Genomic DNA, 25,734 nt, shown 5'->3' on the forward strand with positions numbered 1-25,734 from the left:
GGGGCGACAGGGAGGCCGGTCATGGCAGTCACCGACGAGGCGATCGAGAAGATCAAGGGCATGATCGTCTCCGGCGCGCTGCGCCCCGGCGACCGGCTCCCCAGAGAGAGCGAGCTCGCCGCCGAACTGGGGCTGTCCCGCAACTCCCTGCGCGAGGCCGTGCGGGCCCTGTCACTGATCCGGATCCTGGACGTGCGGCAGGGCGACGGCACGTACGTCACCAGCCTGGACCCGCAACTGCTGCTGGAGGCGCTCAGCTTCGTCGTCGACTTCCACCGCGACGACACGGTCCTGGAGTTCCTCGCGGTGCGCCGCATCCTGGAGCCGGCCGCGACCGCGATGGCGGCCCTGCGGATCAGCGAGCAGCAACTGGACGCTCTGTCCGCCCAGGTGGACAAGCTCGGCGAGGCACCCTCGGTGGAGGAGCTGGTCGCCTGCGATCTGGACTTCCACCGGGGCATCGTGCGGAGCTCCGGCAACTCGGTGCTGTGCTCCCTGCTCGACGGACTCTCCGGGCCCACCACCCGGGCCCGGATCTGGCGCGGGCTCACCCAGGAGGACGCGGTCAGCCGCACCCTGCACGAGCACCGGGCGATCCTGGCGGCGCTGCGCGACCGGGACGCGGAGGCGGCCCGGTCCTGGGCGACCGTACACATCGCGAGCGTGGAGCAGTGGCTGCGGTCCACGCTCTGACGTCACTCCGGCGGCGGGACGGCGCGGGGGCTCGATGTACCGAACCGGTGGGCGCCGGCGAGGAAGCCCGAGCCGGGGGCGCCGGGTACCGGCAGTCACCGTACGGCGCCGGCGAGGGGGTCAGCTCCACGATCCCAGCGCGCCGCACGCGTTCCGGTCACGAACACCGCTCGTTCGACGCACGTTCGCGTACGTCAGCGGCGGCAGGCGGCGGTCCGGCGAGCCGCCGCTCTGATGGGTGAAACGACGGGCGGGGCCGGGGTGGGCGGACAGCTCGGATGATTCCGGAGTGTCCCGGGGTGGCGAACGGGGCAGTGATCCGTTCACTCCCCCGTGCAAGGGGGCTGCGGGCGCCCCCGCGGCACGCCGTAAGGTTGGGTGGTCAAGCGAGGGCACGTCGGAAGGAGGCGCTGGGTGATCGAGCTCGAGGGGGTTCCCGAGCTGATCGACCCGGTCATGGTGGCCGCGTTCGAGGGCTGGAACGACGCCGGCGACGCCGCCTCCACCGCGGTCGCGCATCTGGACAGGGAATGGAAGGGCGAGGTGTTCGCGGCGCTGGACGCCGAGGACTACTACGACTTCCAGGTGAACCGCCCCACGGTGTGGCTGGACGGCGGTGTCCGCAAGATCACATGGCCGACGACACGGTTGTCGGTGGTCCGGGTCGGCGGGGAGAAGCCGCGCGACCTCGTCCTGGTCCGCGGCATCGAACCGTCGATGCGGTGGCGCTCGTTCTGCAACGAGATCCTGGGCTTCGCGCACGAACTGGGCGTGGAGCTGGTGGTGATCCTGGGCGCCCTGCTCGGTGACACGCCGCACACCCGGCCGGTCCCGGTCAGCGGGGTCACGTCCGACCCCGACCTGGCCCAGCGGATGGACCTGGAGGAGACCAAGTACGAGGGGCCCACGGGCATCGTCGGCATCCTCCAGGAGGCGTGCACCCACGCCGGCGTCCCGGCCGTGTCGCTGTGGGCCGCCGTACCGCACTACGTCTCGCAGCCGCCCAACCCGAAGGCGACGCTGGCCCTCCTCAACCGCCTGGAGGACCTGATCGACGTGCGCATCCCGCTGGGCGAGCTGCCCGAGGACGCGCGCGCCTGGCAGGTGGGGGTGGACCAGCTGGCCGCCGAGGACACCGAGGTCGCCGAGTACGTCCAGACGCTGGAGGAGGCCCGGGACACCGCGGAGCTGCCCGAGGCGTCGGGCGAGGCGATCGCCCGCGAGTTCGAACGGTATCTGCGGCGCCGGGACGGCTCCGGGCCGGGCGGCTCGGGCGGCCACGCCACGGCGGACGGCAGTGACAGCCCGTCCTATCTGCGGGACAACCCCGGCGGCCGGGCGAAGCCCCCGAAACCGCCGAAGCCGGAAGCGGAGGCGGAGGCGGACGCGGACGACGAGGACCCGTCGCCGGAGGACTGAACGAGGACTGACCGAGGACTGATCGAGGAAGACGTGAGGGGCGCCTTCTCCCTGAGGAGGAGGCGCCCCTCACACTGTCTCCGCAGCCTGTCTCTACAGCGCGACGCCCAGGAGCGCGTCCACCGCCCGCGAGACCACGCCGGGGGCGCCCTCGTCCGTCCCGCCCCGCTCCTCCTGGAGGGTCACCCAGCGGTCCACGGCGGCCAGCGCGGCCGGGGCGTCGAGGTCGGCGGCGAGAGCCTCGCGGATCTCCTCGACGAGTGCCTCGGCACACGGGCCGTCGGGGCGGGAGACGGCGGCCCGCCAGCGGCCGAGCCGGTCGTGGGCGTCCTGGAGGACCTGGCCGGTCCACTCCCAGTCGGCCCGGTAGTGGTGGGCGAGCAGCGCCAGCCGGATGGCGGCCGGGTCGACGCCGTCGCGCCGCAGCTGCGACACGAAGACCAGGTTGCCCTTGGACTTGGACATCTTCTCGCCGTCCAGGGCCACCATGCCGGCGTGGACGTACGCCTTGGCCATGGGGAACTCGCCGGTGAGGACCTGGGCGTGGGAGGCGCCCATCTCGTGGTGCGGGAAGGCGAGATCGGAGCCGCCGCCCTGCACGTCGAAGCCCATCCCGAGGTGGTCCAGGGCGATGGCCACGCACTCGATGTGCCAGCCGGGCCGGCCGGGGCCGAGCGAGGCGCCGTCCCAGCTGGGCTCGCCCTCGCGGGCGGACATCCACAGCATCGGGTCGAGCGGGTTCTTCTTGCCCGGCCGGTCGGGGTCGCCGCCGCGCTCGGCGGACAGCAGCCGCATGGCGGCGGCGTCCAGGCCGGACACCCTGCCGAAGTTCGGGTCGGACTCGACGGAGAAGTAGACGTCCCCTTCGAGTTCGTAGGCGGCGCCCGCGTCCCGCAGCCGCTCGACGAGCGGCACGATGCCGGGTATCGCCTCGACCGCGCCGATGTAGTGCCGCGGCGGAAGCATGCGCAGGGCGGTCATGTCCTCGCGGAACAGGGCCGTCTCCTTCTCGGCGAGAGCGGCCCAGTCGATGCCGTCCCGCTGGGCGCGCTCCAGGAGCGGATCGTCGACGTCGGTGACGTTCTGGACGTAGTGGACCTGCCGCTTGGTGTCGAGCCACACGCGCTGCACGAGGTCGAACGCGTTGTAGGTCGCCGCGTGACCCAGGTGGGTCGCGTCGTACGGCGTGATGCCGCAGACGTAGATACGGGCGACGGGACCGGGGTCGAGGGTGACCAAGCCACCGGTCGCGGTGTCGTGGATCCTCAGGTCGCGGCCCTGACCAGGCAGGGCGGGGACCTCGGAAGCGGGCCAGGCATGCATGTCATGAGCCTAACCGGACGGATGCTCCGTATACGAACCGGACCGGCCCGGATGGCCGGTAAGGCGCTCTTGCGGGCTGCCGCTCACCCGCTAGACGGGCGGCCACGGGATCGCCGGCCACTCCCCGCCCGGCTCCGGGTGCGTCCCGGAGGTCAGCAGCGCGTCGACCCGCGCGCGCGTGGCGTCGATCTCCGCGGCGGTGATCAGCCCGGCCAGCCGTGCCGTCAGCGCGCCGGACTCGCCGAGCGCCTCCCTGAGCCCCGTGAGCACGTCGACCGCCTCGCCCGTCAGCGGCTCCCCGGCCCAGCCCCACAGCAGCGTCCGCAGCTTGTTCTCGGCGTTGAAGGTGACGCCGTGGTCGATGCCGTACAGCCGGCCCCCGGCGGCGGGCAGCAGATGCCCGCCCTTGCGGTCGGCGTTGTTGATCACGGCGTCGAGCACCGCGAGCCGGCGCAGCCGTTCGTCGTCGGCGTGCACGAGCAGCGCGGTCCGTCCCTCGCCGACCTCGGCGAAGCCGACCGCCTTCCAGCCCTCGCCGGGCTCCTCGCCGTCCACCAGGGCGAGGAGTTCGCTCTCGGGCGTGACGTCGATCCACAGCTGGCACATGCCCTCGCCGTACGGCCCGTCGCGCAGCACGGTGGGCGGCACGAGCCCCCAGCCGGTCGCCTCGGACACCTCGTACGCGGCGACCTCGCGCTGCGCGAGGGTCCCGTCGGGGAAGTCCCACAGGGGCCGCTCCCCGGCCACCGGCTTGTAGATGCAGGCGGCCTCCTGGCCGTTGTGGGAGACCGTGCAGTACAGCGCAGCGTTGGACGCCTCCCGGATGCGGCCGCGCACGGTCAGCTCACCCTCGGCGAGGGACTCCGCCGACATCGCCGCGGCACTCACGCCCCGCGTCGGTATCCGTTCTGGCGCGGACATACGTGTCCTTCCGGGTCGAGCGGGAGGCTGCACAGCGGACACGGCGGCCGCCCGGCGTTGACGACGTCCAGGGCACGCCTGGCGAAGGCTCTCGCCTGCGCGCCGGTGAGCCGGACCCGCAGCATCGGGGGCCCGTTCTCCTCGTCCTGGAGCAGCCGCTCCTCGGCCTCGGCGAGGTCCTCCTCGGAGTCGGCGTCGAGCTCCACGAGGGCCTGCGCCTCGACGATCATGCGCTGCTCCTCGCCGTCCCAGGCGAGGGCCATGGTGCCGACCCGGAACTCCTCCTCCACGGGGGTGTCGAGGGGGTCCGTGTCGGCGACTTCGGTGGGCACCACGGCCGGCACGGCCGCGCTGCCGCCACTACGGCGTACGACCTCGTCCAGCAGCTCGTCCATGCGCTCGGCGAGTGCGGCGACCTGGGTCTTCTCCAGGGCCACGCTGGTCACCCGGGAGCCGGCGATGGCCTGGAGGAAGAACGTACGGCGTCCGGGCAGCCCGACCGTACCGGCCACGAAACGGTCCGGGGGGTCGTAGAGGAACACCTGACGGGACACGTCCTGTCTCCATTGGAATCGTGAGTACGTGCGTCTGTACGTGTACGTCCACGCGTGAACGTGCTTGTGTGAACCGCTTCACCCTACTGCGCCCGACGATCACGGTGCGCCCGCACCACCCCCGACCGGGGCGTCCTCGGCCGGAGGCTCCTCGCGCGGTGCGAGGGACGCGAAGTCACCGGTGTCGCCGAGGCGGACGAGAAACGGCCTCAGGCGGGTGTAACGGATCGCGGTGATGGAACACGGTTCGACAGAGATCCGCTGGAAGAGGTCGAGATGAAGTCCGAGTGCGTCCGCCACGAGCGACTTGATGATGTCGCCGTGGGAGCACATGAGATAGACGCTGTCGGCTCCGTGGTCGCGCTCCACGCGCGCGTTCCACTCCCGCACCGCCTCGGCGGCACGGGTCTGCATCGTCCGCATCGACTCGCCGCCGGGGAACGCGGCCGCCGAGGGGTGCGCCTGCACCACCTCCATCAGCGGCTCGCCCGTGAGCTCGGCGAGCTTGCGGCCGGACCAGTCGCCGTAGTGGCACTCCCCGATCCGTTCGTCGGTGTGGGCGGTGAGGCCGGGCCGGGCGGCGAGCAGCGGCCGGAGGGTCTCCTGGCAGCGTTGCAGCGGGCTGCTGACGACCTCGCAGAGCGGCAGCTGGGCGAGCCGCCCGGGGAGCGCGGCGGCCTGCGCGGCGCCGCGCTCGTCCAGGGCGACGCCGGGCGTCCAGCCGGCGAGCAGGCCCTCGGTGTTGGCGGTGGATCGTCCGTGCCGGACAAGGATCAGCGTGGGCATGCGGCCCAGCGTAGGCGTCCGCCGAAAGGCCGGAACCGCCGGGAGACAGGAGATTGCACTCAGTGATCGTCGATTGCGCCATCTACCGGGACGGGAACCGCACCGCGGGGCCCGAGGACCTGTCCGACGCCCTCGCGGAGGCCCGGGCGGCGAGCGGGTTCGTATGGATCGGGCTGCACGAGCCGTCCGAGAAGGAGTTCGACCACGTCACCCGTGAATTCGGGCTGCACCCCCTGGCGGTCGAGGACGCCCTGAAGGCCCACCAGCGGCCCAAGCTGGAGGTCTACGACGACTCACTGTTCGCGGTCCTCAAGCCGGTGGTCTACGAGGCGGAGACCGACACCGTCTCCACCGGCGAGGTCATGCTCTTCCTCGGCGACTCCTTCGTGGTGACCGTCCGTCACGGCGAGGGCTCCCCGCTCGGCACCGTACGGCACCGGCTGGAGCAGGAGCACGAGATGCTCGGCAAGGGGCCCACCGCCGTGCTGTACGCGGTCGCGGACGCCGTCGTCGACCACTACCTGGACGTGGCCACCGAGTTGCAGACCGACCTGGAGGAGCTGGAGACGGAGGTGTTCTCGCCGGACGGCGGCGGTTCGCGGCACACCGCGTCGCGCATCTACAACTTCAAGCGGCAGATCCTGGAGTTCCGCCGGGCGAGCGGACCGCTGGCACTGCCGCTGACCCGGCTGGCGGGCGCGGGGGGATTCGGCGGGGAGGTGCCGTTCGTCAACGAGAAGGCGCGGCCCTTCTTCCGAGACGTCAACGACCACCTCACGCGCGTGAACGAGTCCGTGGAGGGGCTGGACCGGCTGGTCTCCGACATCCTGTCCGCCCATCTCGCGCAGATGAGCGTCCGGCAGAACGACGACATGCGGAAGATCTCCGCGTGGGCGGCCATGGCCGCGGTCCCCACGATGATCGCGGGAATCTACGGCATGAACTTCGAGCACATGCCGGAGCTGCGCTGGGTGTGGTCGTACCCGGCGGTGATCGCGCTGATGGCGGTGCTGGAGATCTTCCTGTACCGGCTGTTCAAGAGCCGGGGCTGGTTGTAGGCAGGCGGGGGGCCGTGACCGCGCAGTACCTCGTGCGGGCCGTGACCGCGCAGTACCTCGTGCGGGCCGTGACCGCGCGGTACCTCGTGCGGGCCGTGACCGCGCGGGGCTGTGCGGCGCCTCGGTTCAGGCGAACTCGGGGGCCGAGGTCGCGGGGCCGCCCAGCGCGTCCCGCCGCTGCGGCATCGTGAGGGACACCATGCGGCGCCAGCCTCCGAGCCGCTCGTACGCGTACATCGCGTGGATGCCCGCCGCGAGCGCGGCCGACTTGGGCTTCGGCCAGCCGAGGACGCGGCCCATGCGGGCCATGACCGCGAGGCTGACGTCCCGGTGGACGCGGATCTCGGCGAGCGCGCACGCGCGCAGCGTGCGCTGGATGAGCCGTCCGTGCCCGGCGGCCGCGAAGCGCAGCAGCTCCTCGTGGGTGTACGCGAGGTGGTTGTCCTCGTCGTCGGAGATCATCCGGACGGCCCTGCCGACCTCGGGATGGTCCGCGAAGTACCTCCGCAGCATCACCATCTGGTCGGCGGCGCGCTGTTCGGTGACCCGGCTGTGTGCCAGGTAGGTGACGATGTCGTCCACCGTGAGCGGCTGGTCGGCCTGGAGCCTCTCGTGCGCGAGGCCGATGCCGTGCCTCTCCAGCAGCATCGTGTAGTCCGTCTCGGGCGGAACCCCGACGGGCCTCAGGCCGCGCTTCCTCAGCAGGGCGTGGAAGATCCGGCCGTGCTTGTCCTCGTCCGCCCCGTGCCGGGTGATCTTCGGGGCGAGAGCACGCTCGCTCTCGGGTACCAGGGCCGCGATCCGCGCGTTCTCCCAGCCGCCCTGCGACTCCCCGCTGGCCGCGATGGAGCAGAAGAGCTGGAACGACTCGTCGTTGTCGACGATCTCCTGGAACAGACTCTTGGCCGAAAGCATCGTGGGCACCTCTCCGCAGGGTTCCGCAGAGAACGAGTCAAGTGCGAACGAAGGGGGACGGCAACACTTGTGTCGGACAACTCCGCCAAAAGGAGGACGCCGGGGCCGCGTGGGGGCGTAACCGCGTGGACTCCGGCGCGTTGTGCTGCGTGACGGCCGTGGCGGGGAAGACCCCCGAGCCCCCACCACGGCCGCTGAACCTCCGGTGGCGCGGCGCGCGTGCGGTGCCCGCGCGCCCGGTGTCAGGCGAGTCCCGACCGCTCCAGGGCCTCGGTGCCGGCGCGGAGCGAGGCGAGGCGCTCGTCGAGCGTGAAGCCCGCGGGGGCGAGGCTGAGGGTGGTGACCCCGACCTCGGCGTAGGCCCTCATACGGTCCGCGATGCGGTCGACGGAGCCGAGCAGGGTCGTCTTGTCGATCAGGTCGTGCGGTACGGCCGCGGCCGCGCCCTGCTTGTCGCCGGACAGGTACTTGTCCTGGATCTCGGCGGCTTCCTGCTCGTACCCCATGCGCCGGGCGAGCTGATTGTAGAAGTTCTGCTTGGGGCTGCCCATGCCGCCGACGTACAGCGCGGTGTACGGGCGGAAGGTGTCGGCGAGGGTGGTGACGTCCTTGTCGTCGCCGACGGCGAGGGGCAGGGTCGGGCAGACGTCGAAGCCGTCGAGGGTCTTGCCGGCCTTCTCGCGGCCGGCCCGCAGGTACGAGATCGCGGTGTCCTCGAGGTGGTCGGCCGAGGGGAAGATCAGCAGGGCACCGTCGGCGATCTCACCGGTCTGTTCGAGGTTCTTGGGGCCGATCGCGGCGATGTAGAGCGGGATGTGCTCGCGCTCGGGGTGCACGGTGAGCTTGATGGGCTTGCCGGGGCCGCCGGGGAGGGGGAGGGTCCAGTGCTCGCCCTCGTAGGACAGGCGCTCGCGGGTCATCGCCTTGCGGACGATCTCGACGTACTCGCGGGTGCGGGAGAGCGGCTTGTCGAACTTGACGCCGTACCAGCCTTCGGAGACCTGGGGGCCGGAGACGCCGAGGCCGAGGCGGAAGCGGCCGCCGGAGAGCGAGTCGAGGGTGGCGGCGGTCATCGCGGTCATCGCCGGCTGGCGGGCCGGGATCTGGAAGATGGCCGAGCCCACGTCGATGCGGTCGGTCTGGGCGGCGACCCAGGTGAGCACGGTGGCGGCGTCGGAGCCGTAGGCCTCGGCGGCCCAGCAGACGGCGTAGCCGAGGCGGTCGGCCTCCTTGGCCACGGCGAGATTGTCCGCGTCCATGCCGGCACCCCAGTAGCCGAGGTTGATCCCGAGCTGCATGCCGAATCCCCTTACCGATCAGTAACGTCCCTTGCGGGAGACCTTAGCGCGTGCCCGAGACGGCGGAGGGGGCGGTGCGCCGCCCGCCGCGGCCCGTGCCCCGCGCCGTCAGGCCCGTCCGGCGTCCGGGGGTGGGGGAACTGGTTGTCCACAGGCCCCCCACGCGGCAGGTTCTGGCCAGTAATCTCGGCGTTCATGGAGCAGAGGCATCTCGGCCGCACCGGCCTGCGTGTGTCCCGGATCGGGCTCGGCACCCTGACCTGGGGCCGGGACACCGACGAGCATGACGCCGCGGACCTCTTGAAGACGTTCTGGGAGGCGGGCGGGAGTCTCGTCGACACCGCGGACGTGTACGGCGACGGAGAGGCCGAGTACCTGCTCGGGCGTCTGATGGAAGGCCTCGTGCCGCGCCGGGACCTGGTCATCTCGACGAAGGCCGGCAGCGTGCCGGACCCGGACCGGCGGTTCGACGGGTCGCGCGGCCATCTGCTCGCCGCGCTGGACGCCTCGCTCGCCCGGCTCGGCACGGACTACGTCGACGTGTGGCACATTCACGCCTTCGACGCGGACACCCCGCTGGAGGAGACCCTCCAGGCGCTGGACCTGGCGGTCAGCAGCGGCCGGGCCCGGTACGCCGGGGTGTCGAACTTCTGTGGCTGGCAGCTCGCCAAGGCGGCCACCTGGCAGCTGGCGGCGCCGGGCACGCGGACCCGGCTGGCGAGCACACAGCTGGAGTACTCGCTGCTCCAGCGCGGTGTCGAGCGCGAGGTGCTGCCGGCCGCGCTGGACCTGGGCATCGGCATGCTCCCCTCGTCGCCGCTCGGGCGCGGGGTGCTCACCGGCAAGTACCGGCACGGCACGCCGGCCGACTCGCGGGGCGCCTCGGAGCATCTGGCGCCGTTCATCGCGCCGTACCTCGACGACACGGCGGCCCGGATCGTGGACGCCGTGACGACGGCGGCGGACGGGCTCGCGGTGACGCCGCTCCAGGTGGCCCTCGCCTGGGTCCGGGACCGGCCGGGCGTGGCCGCGCCCGTCGTCGGCGCGCGCAACGCGCAGCAGCTCACGGCCGCGTTGTCAGTGGAGGCCCTTAGTCTTCCTGACGAGATCTGCCGGGCGCTCGACGACGTGTCGGCGCCCGTGCACCGCTATCCCGATCACGACTGGAGCACGCTGTGAGCACGGAGCCGGAGCCCGCCGAGGACGCGGAAGACACCGAGCCGGGGACGCCGGACGCCGCGGAGCGGAGCGCCGAGGCCAGAACGCCGGGCGACCCTCAGGACGCGGCGGAGGGGGGCGGGCCGTCCCAGAGCGCGGACGAAGCCGGCGCGGAGGCGCGGAAGCTGTCCGAGGCCGAGGCCGAGCTCGCCGCCCAGCGGCTCGAACGGGAGCGGATCGAGCAGCGAAAGGCCGAGAAGAAGGGGCCCGTCCCCGCCGGTGCCAAGCTCAGCGGGCCCGCCGCCGACCTGCTCGCGGCCGTCCGGGCCGTGGAGAGCGGCGAGAAGCCCGTGGCGGCGGTCTTCGCGGAGCCCGCACCCCGGCGTACCGCGGCCGAGCCGAGCCCGCGGCCGGTCGCCGTGGAGGTGACCGCCGCTCCGGCGGCTCCGGCGCCCGACGTGGTCGCGGCCGTGCGGGGTGTGCTGGTCGAGGGGGGTGCGCCGGACTCTCTCGCGGCGCAGGCCGCCGCGGTCCTCGGTGAGGGGGCCGCTGAGCGGCTGCGGGCGGATCCCTGGCAGTTGTTGCGGATCGGCGGTGTCCGTCCCGAGCAGGCCGACGGGTTCGCGCGGGCGCTGCTGGGCGCGGGGAGCGGCCCGGACGACGAGCGGCGCGGCCGGGCGGTCACCGTCTGGCTGCTGGAGCAGGCCGCGCTCGCCGGGCACACCGCCCTGGAGATGTCCGCGCTCACCGCGGCTCTGGCCCAGCGCGGCGTGCCGGATCCGGACGCGGCCGTGCAGGACGCCCTCGCCGAGGGTGAGGCCCTGGTCTTCCAGGACGTGCTCGACCCGGCCGCGCCGGAACCGGAGGGGGACGAGGAACGGCCGGTCCGTGTCCTGGTCGGGCTGGAGCGGTACGCCCTCGCGGAGGAGAGCCTCGCCGACGGTCTGGCCCGGCTGATCAACTCCGCGCCGAAGGATGACGGTTCGGGGGCGGAGTGGGAGCGGGCCGCGGAGTCGGCCGGGGGATCCGCCGCCGAGCTGATCCGCGCGGTCGCCCGTCACGGTCTTGTGCTGCACACCGGCGGGGAGGCCTCACTGGCCGAGCCCGCCGAACTGCTCCGCGCGGCCGGGGGCCTGGGGCTGCGTGCCTGGGCCGCCGCCCACGCCCCGGACGGGCGCGATCGCTTCGCGGCCCTGACCGGGGAGGCCGAGGAGCGGCAGGAGCCGTCCGGCGGCCGGGGCGGCGGCTCCCGCGGTGTCGCCACCGTCGCCGGGCTGCTGGCCGGTGCCGAGGGGCCGGGCCGGGACGCCGAGGGCACGCTCGACCTCGACCTGCTCGTCGTCCTGGACGCGCCCCAGCTGGACGTGGAGACGGCCGCCCTGCTGACGGAGTCCCTGCCGGACGGAGCCCGGCTGGTGCTGGCCGGGGATCCGGCGGTGCTGTGGTCCGTCGGCCCGGGGCGGGTGTTCGCGGATCTGCTGGCCGCGCGGGTGTGCCCGCAGGTCGCCTCGCGGCGGCCGGATCCCGGGCCGCTGGGCGAGCTGGTGTCCGGCGTCGGCGTGGGTGAGCTGAACCAGGTCGAGGCGCCGGGCAAGGAGGTCGTGATCGTGCCGGTGCGGGACGCGGGCGAGGCGGTGCACCGGACCGTGCAGCTCGTCGCGGACTCGGTGCCGCGGGCCATCGGCGTCCCGCCCGAGGAGACCCAGGTGATCACGCCGGGCCACGGCGGCGCGGCCGGCACCCGTGTCCTGAACGCGGCCCTCAAGGAACGGCTCAACCCCGGGCCCGGCCGTTTCGGCGGCTTCGACCCCGGTGACCGGATCGCCTACTCCCCCGCGCCGGGCCGTACGCTGCCGGGCCGCGTGGTCACGGCCGACGCCGACGGACTGCATCTGTCGTGCGCGGGCGAGGCCGTCGTCGTACCGAAGGAGCGGGTGGAGCAGTCCGTGCGGCACGGGTGGGCGCTGACCGCGCACCAGGCGGTGGGCGGGCGGTGGCCCGCGGTGGTCGTGGTGCTGCCCGGTGACGCGGCGCAGGCCCTGAGCCGGCCGTGGGTCTACACCGCGTTCGGGCGGGCGGGGCGGCATCTGTCCGTGGTGCACGGCGCTGAGCAGGCGCTGCCCCGGGCCGTGGCCGAGGTGTCGGCGAAGCCGCGTACGACGCGCCTGCCCGTGCTGCTGGCTCCGCAGGTGCCGGTGACCGGCTGACGGCGCCCGCCGCAGCATGACGGCGGCGGCCCCGGAGGTGTTCTCGCCTCCGTGGCCGCCGCCGTTGTCTCAGACGCCGCCGCGGCCCCCGCGGGCGTTCAGCGCTCCGCGTCCAGGGGCTCCAGGTCCTCGTCCTCGTCCAGCTCGGTGTCGAGGTCGTCCACGACGTCGTCGGCGTCGTCGTCGATCTCCTCGTCGAAGACGGCGCTGACGTCGAAGCGGCAGACCACCCGCTGCGCGTCGGCGTGCTCGAACGGGGCCTCCAGCCATTCGCCGGGTTCGGCCGGTTCGTCGGCGGCCGTCACCCAGAGCGTGGAGTCGCCCTCCTCCAGGCCGAACTCCTTGTGCCGGGAGGCGATCTCGTCCGGTTCGAACTCGCCGAACAGGAGGCCCAGGGCGCCATGGACCGTGCCGGACGCCTCCGCGCCGGTGCCGGCCTCCTCGTCCGCCGCCTCGATCCGGTGGGCCTGCGCCAGCAGCCGCTGCGGTTCCACCACCGCGTAGTCGCGGCGGATCAGCACACTGAGGGCGTTCGGCTCCTCGGGGCCCCGGTAGGGCGGGAGCGAGTCGTCGGCTCCGGGGATCTCGAAGGGCGTGACCTCGTCGTATCGGTCGTAGAGCAGCTCGTCGTACGTCTCGGCGGCCGCGGCCAGCTCGTTGAACGCCTCGTAGACGGCCGGGTCGTCCTCCCCGGACCTGCGTTCGACCGCGGCCAGGTGGCGGTCGAGCGCGGTCTTGACCGCCTCGGCGGCGGCTCGTACCTCGGCAGCGGTGGGCTGCGCAGCATCAGACATACTGCAGACGCTATCCGTACCGGGCCTCTGCCCGCACAATAGATGCGATGCCGGAATACGAATTTGTCGACGTGTACGTACCGCGCGGGGTCTCCCGCAAGGACGCCACCCGTCTCCTGACGGACCATGCCGAGTACGGCCACTGGGAGTTGGACCGCCTGAGCCTGCTGCGTGACGGCAGCCGCAGGGTGCGGCTGCGACGCCGGATCATCCGCCAGGTTCGCGCCACCTGGTGAGCCGAGGCCATGGAACCGGGCGGGCCCCACCGAGGCGGGGCCCGCTGCGCCGCGTGCGCGGTCGGTGACGTTCGCGGTACTTCAGCCGCTGTGCGCGGCTTGTGCGGTTCTACGCCGCCGCGCGTGCCCTGCGGTAGAGCACGGCGCCCGCCAGCAGGGTCCCCGCGCCCAGGGGGAGGGCGAGGCCCATCGGCAGGTCGCTGCCGGTGTGCGCGAGCTGTGCGGCACCCCCGGACCGGCCGAGGGCCCGTGCTCCGAGCTGGTCGGCGTGGGCGGAACCGCCCGGCGCCCGGTCGCCCGCGGCGGGCACGGCACCGGGGCGGCTGGGCTCCACCGGGTCGCCCGGCCGGCCGGGGTGTTCCTGGCCGCCCGGCCGCTCGGAGCCGGGCGGGGTGGTTCCGTCGCCGCCGCCCGGCGGCGTGCCCGGGTGACCGCCGCCGTGACCGCCCCCGTTGGCGCAGTCGCCGGCGGTGGAGGGGTTGCCGACCCCGATGATGTCGACGCTGTTGCCGCACACGTTGACCGGTGCGTCGACCGGCACCTCGACGTGGTTGCCGGAGCCGACCCCCGGCGAGCCGCCGGTGTGGCCGCCGGCGTGCGACCCCCCGGAGGCGCCCTGGCCGCCGGAGCCGTCCTGGCCGCCGTACCCGCCGGAGTCGCCGTGTCCGCCGGACGAGCCGCCACCGGACCTGACACCGGTGTTGACGCACGTGTTGCCCATCGCCGGGTTGAGCACCCCGACGACGTCGACCGTGTTGCCGCACACGTTCACCGGTGCGTGCACCGGCGCCTGGACCGTGTTGCCCGACAGCACGCCGGGTGAGCCGGCGCTCGATCCGATCGCGCCCGAGCCGGCGTGCGCGGCACCGCCGGTGGCGGCGATCACACCGGTCGCGGCGGCCACGGTCATCAGGCCCTTGCGGGTGACCTGTCGCATTGCTGAATCCCTGCCTTCGACCTTGCTCCGAATTCCCGACGTTCGAAAAGAACCGTTGCGAAAAGAACCGCCACGAAAAGGCTCGTTCCGAACAGGCTCGTCGGCCCCGGAGCGCATGGCGCGCGCTCCGGGGCCGACGGGCTCAGCCCCTACGGGGCGAGGCACAACGTCACTTGTTGACGCAGGTGTTGCCGAAGGCGGGGTTCAGCAGCCCGATCACGGAGACCGTGTTGCCGCAGACGTTCACCGGGATGTGCACGGGAACCTGGATCACGTTGCCGGACAGGACGCCCGGGGAGTGCACGGCAGCACCCTGAGCACCCGCATCGGCGACGGCCATGCCCGCACTCGCGAGAACCAGACCACCAGTGGCAGCAGCAGCGGCGACGATCTTCTTGATCATTATTCCTCCTCGTTGGCAATGCGACCCCAAGCAGCGGATCACATCATCAGTAACGAGGAGGGAGTGATGGAGCTACGAGCTTATGGTCGCATTCACTCTTCTCAGTCCATTCCGCACAGCCGCTCGAATTGTGAAGTCGTTCCGTGGGCGAATTCAGGACGCGTCGATGAACCGGTCGAGCACTCGCACGCCGAACTGGAGCCCCTCCACCGGGACCCGCTCGTCGACGCCGTGGAACATGCCGGCGAAGTCCAGCTCCGGCGGCAGCCGCAGCGGCGCGAAGCCGAAGCAGCGGATGCCGAGGTCGTCGAAGGACTTGGCGTCGGTGCCGCCGGAGAGCATGTACGGCACGGCGCGGGCGATCGGGTCCTCGGCGCTCAGCGCGCTCTGCATGGCGTCGACGAGCTTGCCGTCGAAGTCCGTCTCCAGCGCCTTGTCGCCGTGCACGTCCTCGCGCTTCACCCGGGGGCCGAGGATGCGGTCGAGGTCGGCGAGGAACTCCTCCTCGTAGCCGGGCAGGAAGCGCCCGTCGACGTGCGCGGTGGCCTGGCCGGGGATGACGTTGACCTTGTAGCCGGCGCCGAGCATGGTGGGCGCGGCCGAGTTCTGGAGGGTGGCGCCGACCATCTTGGCGATACCGCCGAGCTTGGCGAGGGCCTCGTCCATGTTCTCCGGGTCGAGCTCGGTGCCGAGCGCGTCCGAGAGCTCGTCGAGGAAGGACCGCACGGTCTTGGTGACCCGGACCGGCCACTTGTGCCGGCCGAGCCGGCCGACGGCCTCGCACAGCTCGGTGATGGCGTTGTCCTTGTTGGTCATCGAGCCGTGGCCGGCCGTGCCGTCCACGGTGAGCCGCATCCAGTGCATGCCCTTCTGGGCGGTCTCCACGAGATAGAGCCGCAGGTTCTCGTTGACGGTGAAGGAGAACCCGCCGACCTCGCCGATCGCCTCGGTGACGCCCTCGAAGAGACCGGGGTGCTTGTCGACGAGGTACCGGGCGCCGTACGTGCCGCCCGCCTCCTCGTCGGCGAGGAACGCGAGGACGATGTCGCGCGGGGGCTTGCGCCCGCTGCGCAGCCGGTCGCGGACGACCGCCAGCGTCATCGCGTCCATGTCCTTCATGTCGACCGCGCCGCGCCCCCACACACAGCCGTCCGCGATCTCGCCGGAGAAGGGGTGGTGGGTCCAGTCGGCGGCGTTGGCCGGTACGACGTCGGTGTGGCCGTGGATGAGCAGCGCGGGCCGGGACGGGTCCTCGCCCTCGATGCGGGCCACCGTGGAGGCGCGCCCCTGGTGCGATTCGAAGATCTGCGGTTCGAGCCCCACCTCGGCGAGCTTCTCGGCGATGTACTCGGCCGCCTTGCGCTCCCCCGGTCCCGAATGGTCGCCGTAGTTGCTGCTGTCGATCTGGATCAGCTCGCGGCAGAGGTCCACGACCTCGTCCTCGCCGGTGACGCCCCTGGCCGTGTCCGTCTCGCTCACGTGCTTCCTCCCGCGCTGTCGCTGCTGGTGGTCCCCCTCATCCTCCCTCTCCCACCGGTCGCGCCCCAAGGCCGGTCCCGGCCCGTCACGGCCCGTTCACGCGGGGGCGGGGGTGATCGGGCCCTGTCGAAAGCCTGGTAATGTTTCCTCCGTCGCCGCGAGGGAAACCCCGCACGACAGACACCTTGTCCGGGTGGCGGAATGGCAGACGCGCTAGCTTGAGGTGCTAGTGCCCTTTAACGGGCGTGGGGGTTCAAGTCCCCCCTCGGACACGCGAGATGAGCGAGGGTCGTGACCTGCGGGTCACGGCCCTCGCTCGTTGTGTGGGGCATCTCTCCCCGGCTCGAAGATCACCAGGTCACCGCCGTTCGGCGTCGGCCGCGCACGCCCTGAAAGGCCGTCCCAAGTGGCCGGCGGAACGGCCCGAGCCCAGCGTCGTACTAAAATTTCCGGCTTGTTACGGAACGGAGCTGGAGCAGGACAACCCCAGGCAGACCTGCGGGCCCCCGCCAGCGCCCCGGAGGCTTCCGGGATCGACACGCGAGGATCCGATGGCAGCCATACACGAGAGCAGTGCTCTCGGCCTGCTCGACCAGGAACTCCGCGCACGGTTCGGGGACACCGCCCGCTTCTCCGGGGGACCCGCGGCCTCCCCGCGCACGCTGGTGGACGTGTTCGACGCGTCCGTGCGGTCGTACCCGGACGAGCTCGCCCTGGACGACGGCACCACGCGGCTCACCTACCGGCAGCTGGCCGCCGAGGTGGAGAGCCTGCGGCAGCGGCTCGCCGGGGCCGGGGTCGGACGGGGTGACCGGGTGGGGGTGCGGGTGCCGTCCGGCACCAACGAGCTGTACGTCGCCGTCCTCGCCGTGCTGGCCGCCGGTGCCGCCTATGTGCCCGTGGACGCCGAGGACCCGGACGAGCGGGCCGAGCTGGTGTTCGGGGAGGCGGACGTGCGGGCCGTCGTCGGGGGCGGGCACGAGATCGCCGTGGTCTCCACGGGCGACGTCCCGGCCGGCCGGCCCGGGACGGAGCACGACGCCTGGGTCATCTTCACCTCCGGCTCCACCGGGAAGCCCAAGGGCGTGGCCGTCAGCCACCGCAGTGCCGCCGCCTTCGTGGACGCCGAGGCCGCGCTGTTCCTCACCGAGGACCCGATCGGGCCCGGGGACCGGGTGATGGCGGGGCTGTCGGTCGCCTTCGACGCGTCCTGCGAGGAGATGTGGCTGGCCTGGCGCTACGGGGCCTGCCTGGTGCCGGTGCCGCGGGCGCAGGTCAGGAGCGGCGCCGATCTCGGGCCCTGGCTGGTCGAGCAGGAGATCACCGTGGTGTCGACGGTGCCGACGCTGGCCGCGCTGTGGGAGCCCGAGACCCTCAACGACGTACGGCTGCTGATCTTCGGCGGGGAGGCCTGTCCGCCCGAGCTGGCGCAGCGGCTGGTGACGGAGGGGCGCGAGGTGTGGAACACCTACGGGCCCACCGAGGCGACCGTCGTGGCCTGCGCGTCGCTGATGAGCGGCGCGGAGCCGATCCGGATCGGGCTGCCGCTGGCCGGCTGGGAACTGGCCGTCGTGGACGAGGCCGGGGAGCCGGTGCCGATGGGCTGCGGCGGCCAGCTGGTGATCGGCGGGGTCGGGCTCGCCCGGTATCTCGACGCCGGGAAGGACGCGGAGAAGTACGCGCCGCTGGAGTCCCTCGGCTGGGAGCGGGCGTACCGGAGCGGTGACCTCGTCAGGGCGGAGCCCGAGGGCCTGGTGTTCCTCGGGCGGGCCGACGAGCAGATCAAGCTCGGCGGGCGGCGCATCGAGCTCGGCGAGGTGGACACGGCGCTTCAGGCGCTGCCCGGGGTGGCCGGTGCCGCCGCCGCCGTGCGGACCGCCCGCGGCGGCAACCAGCTGCTCGTCGGCTATGTCGTCGTCCAGGACGGCTGGGACCACGCGGCGGCCGTGGAGAAGCTGCGCGCCGAGCTGCCCGCGGCCCTGGTGCCGCTGCTCGCGCCGGTCGCCGAGCTGCCGACCCGGACCAGCGGCAAGGTCGACCGCGACGCCCTGCCCTGGCCGCTGAAGGAGCTGGAGCACACCGGTCCCGTCGAGCGGCTCTACGGCACCGAGGCGTGGCTCGCCGAGCAGTGGGGCGAGGTGCTCGGCATTGCGGTGTCGAGCGCGCGGGACGACTTCTTCGCCATCGGCGGCGGCAGCCTCGCCGCCGCCCGGCTGACCACCCGGCTGCGCACCCGCTACCCGAGCGCCGCCGTCCTCGACATCTACCAGCAGCCCGTGCTGCGCAAGCTGGCCCGGCACCTGGAGAAGTCCGCGCAGGACGACGGCGCCCGGCGCACCGTCGCCCCGGTGCCGGTGCGCGCCCAGGTGATCCAGCTGCTCCTGCTGCTCCCCCTGTTCACCGTGCTCGGGCTGCGCTGGACCGTCGCGCTGACCGCGCTCGGGAACCTGCTGCCCGTCCACTCCTGGCTGCCGACCGCTCCCTGGTGGCTGGTCGCCGGCGGGGCGCTGCTCTTCTTCAGCCCGCCGGGGCGCCTCGCGATCGGGGCGGGCGGGGCGCGGCTGCTGCTCAGGGGCGTGCGGGCGGGGCGCCACCCGCGCGGCGGCAGTGTGCATCTGCGGCTGTGGACCGCGGAGCGGCTGGCCGAGGTCAGCGGGGCGACCTCGCTGACCGGGTCGTGGCTGGAGCGGTACGCGCGGGCGCTGGGCGCCAAGGTCGGGCCGGACGTGGACCTGCACTCGCTGCCGCCGGTCACCGGCCTGCTCAGGCTGGGGCGGGGCGCGGCCGTGGAGTCCGAGGTGGACCTGTCCGGCTGGTGGCTGGACGGCGACCGGCTGGAGATCGGGCCGGTCAGGGTGGGCGCGCACGCCGTCGTCGGCACCCGCAGCCTCCTCTTCCCGGGGGCCCGGGTCGGCAAGCGGGCCGAGGTGGCGCCGGGTTCGGCGGTCACCGGTCAGGTGCCGACCGGGCAGCGGTGGGCGGGCGCTCCCGCGGTCAAGCTCGGCAAGGCCAAGCGGAACTGGCCGAAGGAACGTCCGGTGCGGGCCGCGTACTGGCGTGCGGTGTACGGCATGGCGGGCTTCGCGCTCGGCGCCCTGCCGGTGCCGGCGGGCGCCGCCGCGCTCCTGGTGGGCCACTGGTTCCTCACTCCGGACGTGACCGTGAGCGGTGTCGCGCTCGGCCTCGTTCCGGCGACGCTCGCCTTCGGGCTGGCGTACGCGCTGCTGCTCCTGGTCGCCGTACGGCTGCTGAGCCTGGGGCTGCGGGAGGGCACGCATCCCACGCACAGCCGGATCGGCTGGCAGGCGTGGACGGTCACGCAGTTGATGGACCGCTCGCGGGAGACGCTGTTCCCGCTGTACGCCGGGCTGGTCACGCCCGTGTGGCTGCGGCTGCTGGGGATGCGGATCGGCAAGGGCGCCGAGGTGTCGACCGTCCTCGCGCTGCCCAGCCTGACGACGGTCGGCGAGGGCGCGTTCCTGGCCGACGACACGCTGACCGCGCCGTACGAGCTGGGGGGCGGCTGGATGCGGATCGGGCGGGCCGAGATCGGGCGGCGGGCGTTCCTCGGGAACTCGGGGATGACCGCGCCGGGGCGCAGTGTGCCGGACGGCGGGCTGGTCGGGGTGGGGTCGGCGACGCCGAAGAACGCGAAGAAGGGCAGCTCGTATCTGGGGCTGCCGCCGATGAGGCTGCCGCGCGCGGCGGCCGGCGGTGACCAGAGCCGGACGTACGACCCGCCGGCCCGGCTGCTGTGGGCGCGCGGGCTGGTGGAGCTGTGCCGGATGGTGCCGGTGTTCTGCTCGGCGGGGCTGGCCGTGCTGACGGTGGCCGCGCTGTGCGCGCTGGGCGCGTGGGCGCCGCTGCTGTCGGGGCTGGTGCTGCTCGGGGCGGGGCTCGTGGCGGGTCTGGTGTCCGTGCTGGCGAAGTGGGCGCTGGTGGGGCGGCACCGCGCCGGGGAGCATCCGCTGTGGAGCGGGTTCGTGTGGCGCAACGAGCTGGCGGACACGTTCGTGGAGGTGCTGGCGGTGCCGTGGCTGGCCGGGTCCGTGCCGGGTACGCCGGTGCTGACCGCGTGGCTGCGCGGCCTCGGGGCGCGGATCGGCCGGGGCGTGTGGGTGGAGAGCCACTGGCTGCCCGAGACCGACCTGGTGACCGTCGGGGACGGGGCGACGGTGAACCGCGGCAGTGTGCTGCAGACCCACCTCTTCCACGACCGGATCTTGCGGACGGATACTGTGGTCCTCCGTGAGGGCGCGACGCTGGGTCCTGGCGGAATCGTCCTGCCCGGCAGCACGATCGGCGCCCGTACGACCCTGGGTCCGGCGTCGCTGGTGATGGCCGCGGAGTCCGTTCCCGACGACACCCGCTGGCTGGGCAACCCGATCGAGTCATGGCGTTCCTGAGCGCGGCCCGGCCGGGGTCCGGGGACGGCGCACCGGCACGACGTCCGAGCACAGCGCAGGGAGCAGACGCAGCAGTGACCGTTCAGCAGGCAGTGGGACCGGACCCGTACTTTCCGGCCAACGGCGATCCCCGGTACCGGGTGCACCGCTACGAACTCGCGCTGGACTACCGCCCGGGTCCCAACCGGCTGTCGGGAACGGCCCGGATCAACGCCATCGCGGGACGGTCGCCGCTCGCCGAGTTCCAGCTCAACCTGGCCGACTTCAGGATCGGCCGGGTCCGGGTGGACGGCCGGCCGGCGCACTACACGCACCGGGGCGGCAAGCTGCGCCTGCGCCCGGCCAAGCCGGTGCGGGCCGGGGCCACGTTCACCGTGGAGGTGCACTGGTCCGGCAATCCCAAGCCGGTCGCCAGCCCCTGGGGCGGGCTCGGCTGGGAGGAGCTGGAGGACGGGGCGCTGGTGGCGAGCCAGCCGGTCGGAGCGCCGTCCTGGTACCCGTGCAACGACCGGCCCGCCGACAAGGCGTCGTACCAGATCTCCGTCACCACGCCGTCCGCGTACGCGGTGGTGGCGGGCGGGCGGCTGCTGACCCGGACGACGAAGGCGTCGACGACCACGTGGGTGTACGAGCAGGCGGCGCCCACGTCCAGCTATCTGGTCGGGCTGTCGATCGGCAAGTACCAGACGGTGCTGCTGGGCGACCCGGGGCCGGGCGGGGTGCCGCAGCACGGGCACATCCCGGCGCACCTGCTCCCCGGGTTCTCCCGGGACTTCGCCCGGCAGCCCCAGATGATGGACCTGTTCCAGGAGTTGTTCGGCCCGTACCCGTTCGACGAGTACGCGGTGGTGGTCACCGAGGAGGAGCTCGATGTCCCCGTGGAGGCACAGGGGTTGTCGCTGTTCGGCGCCAACCACGTGGACGGGGCGCGGGGTTCGGAGCGGCTGGTGGCGCACGAGCTGGCGCACCAGTGGTTCGGCAACAGCGTGTCCATCGCCGACTGGCGGCACATCTGGCTGAACGAGGGGTTCGCGAAGTACGCGGAATGGCTGTGGTCGGAACGGTCGGGAGGCCGCAGCGCCCGGCAACTCGCGGCGGCGGCCCACCGGTTGCTGTCCGCACTCCCCCAGGATCTCCAACTGGCCGATCCGGGCCGCAAGTCGATGTTCGACGACCGGCTCTACGAGCGCGGCGGGCTGACCCTGCACGCGGTGCGGTGCGCGATGGGCGACGAGGCGTTCTTCCGCATGCTGCGCGGCTGGGCGACGCAGCACCGGGGCGGGGCGGTGAGCACGACGACGTTCACCGCGCACGCGGGCCGGTTCGCCGCCGAGCCGCTGGACGACGTGTTCGAGGCGTGGGTGTACGGGACGGCGCTCCCGCCACTGCCGGAGGCGGACGCGCGGATCCCGGCGCGGCCCACCCATCCGCCGACCAACGCGGGTTCCGCGTAGGGCCCGCGCGGCGCGACGGCCGCGCGCTCGGTGACGGAGGCCGGGCGGGAAGCGTCCGTCGCCGCCCCGGCACAATGGTGCGCATGTCCCGACGCAGCGCCCGTCCCGCACGTCCCGCCGGCCCCTGTCCCTGCGGGCTTCCCGAGCCGTACGACGCCTGCTGCGGCCGCTATCACTCGGGCGGTGCCGCCGCCCCCACCGCCGAGGCGCTCATGCGGTCCCGCTACAGCGCCTTCGTGAAGGCGGACGCGGCCTATCTGCTGCGGACCTGGCATCCCCGGACGCGGCCGGAGCGGGTCGGCCTCGACGCCGGGACGCGGTGGACCGGGCTGGAGATCCTCGCCACGCGGGACGGGTCGGCGTTCCACACCACGGGGACGGTGACCTTCCGGGCCTCGTACCGGGGCGGGTCGCTGCACGAGCGGAGCCGGTTCGAGCGGGTGGACGGGGCGTGGGTGTACGTGGACGGGGAGTTCCCCGGCTGATCCCGGCAGGCCTCACGGGACCAGGATGTCCAGCTCCTGGAGCGCGCCCACCGTGATCTCGCGGGTCAGTTCCTCGGCGCGTGTCCCGTCGCCCGCGCGGACCGCCTCGGCGACCTGGACGTGCAGGGTGACGGCGGCCGGGTCGGGGTCCGCGAACATGACCTCGTGGTGGGTACGGCCCGCGAGGACCTCGGCGACCACGTCACCGAGGCGGGCGAACATCTCGTTGCCGGAGGCGTTGAGGATCACCCGGTGGAAGGCGATGTCGTGGACGAGGTAGCCCTCCAGCTGGTGGCCGCGTGAGTGGGCCACCATACCCAGGGCGCACTCGGTGAGTTCGGCGCACTGGTCGGCGGTGGCGTGCTGGGCGGCCAGGGCCGCGGCGGCCGGTTCGATCGCCGAGCGCAGCACGGTGAGGGAGCGCAGCTGGCGGGCCCGGTCGGCGCCGGCCAGGCGCCAGCGGATGACCTGGGGATCGTAGACGTTCCACTCGTTCGTGGGACGCACCGTCACGCCCACCCGGCGGCGGGACTCGACCAGGTGCATCGACTCCAGGACGCGGACCGCCTCACGCATCACCGAGCGCGAGACGTCGAAACGCTGGGCGAGTTCGTCGGTGCGCAGGACACTGCCCGGCGGGTACTCACCCGCGGTGATGGCGGGACCGAGGGTCTCCAGTACGTGGCCGTGCAGCCCCCGTCCCGATGTGCTCATGCACTCAGCGTACGGGGCACGTCACACGAATAAAAAGTCAGACTTATTCGTCACAGGCTCTTGAATTCGTCGTACCTAATGCGTTTCAGTGTGGCCGACGTCAGATGTCGACGTCGGATGTCGAGGAAGACAGCGAGGCAGTGATGCGTACCCCTCACGTCGTCGTGGTGATGGGCGTCGCCGGCACGGGCAAGACCACGATCGGTCCCCTGCTCGCCGCCCGGCTGGGCGTCCCGTATGCCGAGGGTGACGACTTCCACCCGCCGGCCAACATCGCCAAGATGTCGGCCGGCACCCCGCTCGGCGACGCGGACCGGTGGCCGTGGCTCGACGCCATCGGCGACTGGGCGCACGGGCGGGCCGGGCTCGGCGGAGTCGTCAGCTGTTCGGCGCTGAAGCGGTCGTATCGCGACCGGCTCAGGGCCGAGGCTCCCGGAGTGGTGTTCGTGCACCTCGCGGGTGACCGGGCGCTGATCGAGGACCGCATGGCGCACCGGCGGGGTCACTTCATGCCGACCGCGCTGCTGGACTCGCAGTTCGCCACGCTCCAGCCGCTCGGCGCGGACGAGGCCGGAGTCGTCGTGGACATCTCCGGCAGCCCGGAGGAGATCACCGAGCGGGCGGCGAGGGCGCTGGACGCCCTTCCCGGCCCGTCTGCCTCGGACGGGTCTCCCTCGGACGGGTCCCCCTCCGACGCGCCGCTTCCCGACGTGCCCCAGTAACACCTCTCCCCCGTCCCCGTACCTGCAAGGGAACCCCCGTGACCAGACTCAACGTCGAGCTGCTGGCAGCGGACGCACCCGAGCCGATCACCTCGGCCGGCCACGCTCAGCTGGGTATCGCCGTTCTGGCGGGCATCGCCGTCATCGTCCTGCTCATCACCAAGTTCAAGCTCCACGCCTTCCTGTCGCTCACCATCGGCTCGCTGGCGCTCGGCGCGTTCGCCGGGGCGCCGCTCGACAAGGCGATCACCAGCTTCACCACCGGACTCGGCTCCACGGTCGCCGGCGTCGGCGTGCTGATCGCGCTCGGCGCGATCCTCGGCAAGATGCTCGCCGACTCGGGCGGCGCGGACCAGATCGTCGACACGATCCTGGCGAAGGCCAGCGGCCGCACGATGCCGTGGGCGATGGTGCTGATCGCCTCGGTGATCGGGCTGCCGCTGTTCTTCGAGGTCGGCGTGGTGCTGCTGATCCCGGTCGTGCTGATGGTCGCCAAGCGGGGCAACTTCTCGCTGATGCGGATCGGCATCCCGGCGCTCGCGGGCCTGTCCGTGATGCACGGCCTGGTCCCGCCGCACCCCGGCCCGCTGGTCGCGATCGACGCGGTCCAGGCCAACCTGGGGGTCACGTTGGCGCTCGGCGTGCTCGTCGCCATCCCGACGGTGATCATCGCCGGTCCGCTGTTCGGACGGTACGCGGCCCGCTGGGTGGACGTCCCCGCGCCGGACCGGCTGCTGAGTTCGACCGGGGGTTCCCCCCAGGCCCCCGCGCAGCGCGCCTCCGAGGAGCTGGAGCGCACTCCCGGCTTCGGCGCGACGCTCGGCACGATCCTCCTGCCGGTCGTCCTGATGCTCTCCAAGGCGCTGGTCGACATCGTCGTCGACGATCCGACGCACACCGTGCAGCGGACCTTCGACGTCATCGGCTCCCCGCTGATCGCCCTGCTCGCCGCCGTGCTGGTGGGCATCTTCACGCTGCTGCGGCCCGCCGGGTTCGCCAAGGAGCGGGTCTCGCAGCTCGTCGAGAAGGGCCTCGCGCCGATCGCCGGCATTCTGCTGATCGTCGGCGCGGGCGGCGGCTTCAAGCAGACGCTGATCGACTCCGGCGTCGGCCAGATGATCCTGGACATCTCCAAGGACTGGTCGATCCCGGCGCTGCTGCTGGCCTGGCTGATCGCGGTGGCGATCCGGCTGGCGACCGGCTCGGCGACGGTGGCGACGATCTCGGCGGCCGGTCTGGTCGCCCCGCTCGCGGCCGACATGTCGACCACGCACACGGCCCTGCTGGTCCTCGCCATCGGCGCCGGCTCGCTGTTCTTCAGCCATGTCAACGACGCCGGGTTCTGGCTGGTGAAGGAGTACTTCGGCCTGACCGTCGGCCAGACCATCAAGACCTGGTCCGTCATGGAGACGATCATCTCGGTGGTCGCCGGAGGCGTGGTCCTGCTCCTCTCTCTGATCATCTAGAGGTACGAGATCCAGGGGTACGAGGATGAGTCACCGGCTGTTCGACAGCGGCGGCCGGACCGCCCTGGTCACCGGCTCCAGCCGGGGCATCGGGCCCGCGCCGGCCCGCGGGCCGGCCGAGGCGGGCTGCCGGGTCGTCCTCGACGGACGGGACGGCGGCCGGCTCGCCGAGGCCGCCGCCGCTCTCGACGCCGACGCGCCCGGAGCCGTCCGCACGGCCGTGTTCGACGTCGCCGACGGGGCGTCGGTGCGGGCTGGGGTCGCGGACGTCGAGGAGCGGGTGAGCCCGCTGGACACGCTGGGAGC

The 25,734-nt window shown here is 72.9% G+C and carries 23 protein-coding genes and 1 tRNA gene; 13 read left to right on the forward strand and 11 right to left on the reverse strand.

The features are described from left to right. The first annotated feature begins 21 nt into the window (after positions 1–21). Positions 22–693, forward strand: coding sequence for a FadR/GntR family transcriptional regulator (locus tag ACWD0J_RS17360; RefSeq protein WP_451496658.1), 672 nt, complete (start codon positions 22–24; stop codon positions 691–693). A 414-nt stretch (positions 694–1,107) separates the two neighbouring features. Continuing rightward, the gene (locus ACWD0J_RS17365; protein WP_451496659.1) at positions 1,108–2,112 is read left to right on the forward strand and encodes a PAC2 family protein; all 1,005 of its coding nucleotides are present in this window, start codon (positions 1,108–1,110) and stop codon (positions 2,110–2,112) included. A gap of 93 nt (positions 2,113–2,205) precedes the next feature. Here ACWD0J_RS17365 and mshC read toward each other — a convergent pair whose 3' ends face one another. The 4 genes from mshC to ACWD0J_RS17385 all read right to left on the reverse strand — a co-directional run bounded on the left by mshC (position 2,206) and on the right by ACWD0J_RS17385 (position 5,696). Beyond that, positions 2,206–3,435 (reverse strand): cysteine--1-D-myo-inosityl 2-amino-2-deoxy-alpha-D-glucopyranoside ligase, encoded by a 1,230-nt coding sequence (mshC, locus tag ACWD0J_RS17370; RefSeq protein ID WP_451496660.1) that lies wholly within the window; start codon positions 3,433–3,435, stop codon positions 2,206–2,208. Positions 3,436–3,525: 90 nt separating this feature from the next. Further along, positions 3,526–4,356, reverse strand: a complete 831-nt coding sequence (locus ACWD0J_RS17375; RefSeq protein WP_451496661.1) for an SCO1664 family protein — start codon at positions 4,354–4,356, stop codon at positions 3,526–3,528. Further along, positions 4,320–4,910, reverse strand: coding sequence for a DUF3090 domain-containing protein (locus ACWD0J_RS17380; protein ID WP_451496662.1), 591 nt, complete (start codon positions 4,908–4,910; stop codon positions 4,320–4,322). Before ACWD0J_RS17380 ends, ACWD0J_RS17375 begins: the two co-directional genes overlap by 37 nt. A 99-nt stretch (positions 4,911–5,009) precedes the next feature. Then, positions 5,010–5,696 (reverse strand): histidine phosphatase family protein, encoded by a 687-nt coding sequence (locus tag ACWD0J_RS17385; RefSeq protein ID WP_451496663.1) that lies wholly within the window; start codon positions 5,694–5,696, stop codon positions 5,010–5,012. 62 nt (positions 5,697–5,758) lie between these two features. On the opposite strand from ACWD0J_RS17385, the gene corA reads away from it, so the two are divergent. Beyond that, positions 5,759–6,754, forward strand: a complete 996-nt coding sequence (gene corA / locus ACWD0J_RS17390; RefSeq protein ID WP_451496664.1) for a magnesium/cobalt transporter CorA — start codon at positions 5,759–5,761, stop codon at positions 6,752–6,754. A 126-nt stretch (positions 6,755–6,880) separates the two neighbouring features. Here the strand turns inward: corA and ACWD0J_RS17395 are convergent, their stop codons facing one another. Then, positions 6,881–7,669 (reverse strand): ferritin-like domain-containing protein, encoded by a 789-nt coding sequence (locus ACWD0J_RS17395; RefSeq protein ID WP_451496665.1) that lies wholly within the window; start codon positions 7,667–7,669, stop codon positions 6,881–6,883. A gap of 242 nt (positions 7,670–7,911) precedes the next feature. After that, positions 7,912–8,967: an LLM class F420-dependent oxidoreductase gene (locus ACWD0J_RS17400; RefSeq protein ID WP_451496666.1), complete on the reverse strand. Its 1,056-nt coding sequence runs from the start codon at positions 8,965–8,967 to the stop codon at positions 7,912–7,914. Positions 8,968–9,162: 195 nt separating this feature from the next. Between ACWD0J_RS17400 and ACWD0J_RS17405 the strand changes: the two genes are divergently transcribed. Both ACWD0J_RS17405 and ACWD0J_RS17410 read left to right on the forward strand, forming a co-directional pair. Continuing rightward, positions 9,163–10,146: an aldo/keto reductase gene (locus ACWD0J_RS17405; protein WP_451496667.1), complete on the forward strand. Its 984-nt coding sequence runs from the start codon at positions 9,163–9,165 to the stop codon at positions 10,144–10,146. After that, positions 10,143–12,332: a helix-hairpin-helix domain-containing protein gene (locus ACWD0J_RS17410; protein WP_451496668.1), complete on the forward strand. Its 2,190-nt coding sequence runs from the start codon at positions 10,143–10,145 to the stop codon at positions 12,330–12,332. The genes ACWD0J_RS17405 and ACWD0J_RS17410 overlap by 4 nt, the downstream gene beginning before the upstream one ends. A 98-nt stretch (positions 12,333–12,430) precedes the next feature. On the opposite strand, the gene ACWD0J_RS17415 is transcribed toward ACWD0J_RS17410, so the two are convergent. Beyond that, positions 12,431–13,126 (reverse strand): hypothetical protein, encoded by a 696-nt coding sequence (locus tag ACWD0J_RS17415; RefSeq protein ID WP_451496669.1) that lies wholly within the window; start codon positions 13,124–13,126, stop codon positions 12,431–12,433. A gap of 47 nt (positions 13,127–13,173) precedes the next feature. On the opposite strand from ACWD0J_RS17415, the gene ACWD0J_RS17420 reads away from it, so the two are divergent. Further along, the gene (locus ACWD0J_RS17420; RefSeq protein WP_005485166.1) at positions 13,174–13,362 is read left to right on the forward strand and encodes a DUF5703 family protein; all 189 of its coding nucleotides are present in this window, start codon (positions 13,174–13,176) and stop codon (positions 13,360–13,362) included. 109 nt (positions 13,363–13,471) lie between these two features. Here ACWD0J_RS17420 and ACWD0J_RS17425 read toward each other — a convergent pair whose 3' ends face one another. The 3 genes from ACWD0J_RS17425 to ACWD0J_RS17435 all read right to left on the reverse strand — a co-directional run bounded on the left by ACWD0J_RS17425 (position 13,472) and on the right by ACWD0J_RS17435 (position 16,181). Continuing rightward, positions 13,472–14,299, reverse strand: a complete 828-nt coding sequence (locus ACWD0J_RS17425) for a chaplin (RefSeq protein ID WP_451496670.1) — start codon at positions 14,297–14,299, stop codon at positions 13,472–13,474. A 169-nt stretch (positions 14,300–14,468) separates the two neighbouring features. Then, a complete protein-coding gene (gene chpH, locus ACWD0J_RS17430; protein WP_451496671.1) occupies positions 14,469–14,702 on the reverse strand; it encodes a chaplin ChpH in 234 nt (77 codons plus the stop codon). A gap of 153 nt (positions 14,703–14,855) precedes the next feature. Beyond that, entirely contained in the window at positions 14,856–16,181 is a 1,326-nt protein-coding gene (locus tag ACWD0J_RS17435) for a M20/M25/M40 family metallo-hydrolase (protein ID WP_451496672.1), read from the reverse strand. 187 nt (positions 16,182–16,368) lie between these two features. Between ACWD0J_RS17435 and ACWD0J_RS17440 the strand changes: the two genes are divergently transcribed. The 4 genes from ACWD0J_RS17440 to ACWD0J_RS17455 all read left to right on the forward strand — a co-directional run bounded on the left by ACWD0J_RS17440 (position 16,369) and on the right by ACWD0J_RS17455 (position 22,526). Next, positions 16,369–16,453, forward strand: a tRNA-Leu gene (locus ACWD0J_RS17440). A 279-nt stretch (positions 16,454–16,732) separates the two neighbouring features. Then, positions 16,733–20,587 carry a Pls/PosA family non-ribosomal peptide synthetase gene (locus tag ACWD0J_RS17445; protein ID WP_451496673.1) on the forward strand — a complete coding sequence of 1,285 codons (3,855 nt, stop codon included), beginning with the start codon at positions 16,733–16,735 and terminating at the stop codon, positions 20,585–20,587. 74 nt (positions 20,588–20,661) lie between these two features. Then, a complete protein-coding gene (locus ACWD0J_RS17450) occupies positions 20,662–22,041 on the forward strand; it encodes a M1 family metallopeptidase (RefSeq protein WP_451496674.1) in 1,380 nt (459 codons plus the stop codon). 83 nt (positions 22,042–22,124) lie between these two features. Then, on the forward strand, positions 22,125–22,526 hold the full coding sequence (locus tag ACWD0J_RS17455; RefSeq protein WP_451496675.1) for a YchJ family protein: 402 nt from the start codon (positions 22,125–22,127) through the stop codon (positions 22,524–22,526). A gap of 12 nt (positions 22,527–22,538) precedes the next feature. On the opposite strand, the gene ACWD0J_RS17460 is transcribed toward ACWD0J_RS17455, so the two are convergent. Continuing rightward, complete coding sequence (locus ACWD0J_RS17460; RefSeq protein WP_451496676.1) at positions 22,539–23,240, reverse strand: FadR/GntR family transcriptional regulator; 702 nt, start codon at positions 23,238–23,240, stop codon at positions 22,539–22,541. Positions 23,241–23,383: 143 nt separating this feature from the next. Between ACWD0J_RS17460 and ACWD0J_RS17465 the strand changes: the two genes are divergently transcribed. The 3 genes from ACWD0J_RS17465 to ACWD0J_RS17475 all read left to right on the forward strand — a co-directional run. Further along, positions 23,384–23,962, forward strand: a complete 579-nt coding sequence (locus ACWD0J_RS17465; protein WP_451496677.1) for a gluconokinase — start codon at positions 23,384–23,386, stop codon at positions 23,960–23,962. 38 nt (positions 23,963–24,000) lie between these two features. Then, positions 24,001–25,428 (forward strand): GntP family permease, encoded by a 1,428-nt coding sequence (locus ACWD0J_RS17470; protein ID WP_451496678.1) that lies wholly within the window; start codon positions 24,001–24,003, stop codon positions 25,426–25,428. A 25-nt stretch (positions 25,429–25,453) separates the two neighbouring features. Continuing rightward, a partial coding sequence (locus ACWD0J_RS17475) for an SDR family NAD(P)-dependent oxidoreductase (RefSeq protein WP_451496679.1) occupies positions 25,454–25,734 on the forward strand: 281 nt, incomplete at its 3' end.

It is taken from the genome of Streptomyces sp. NPDC003011, from assembly GCF_053591515.1.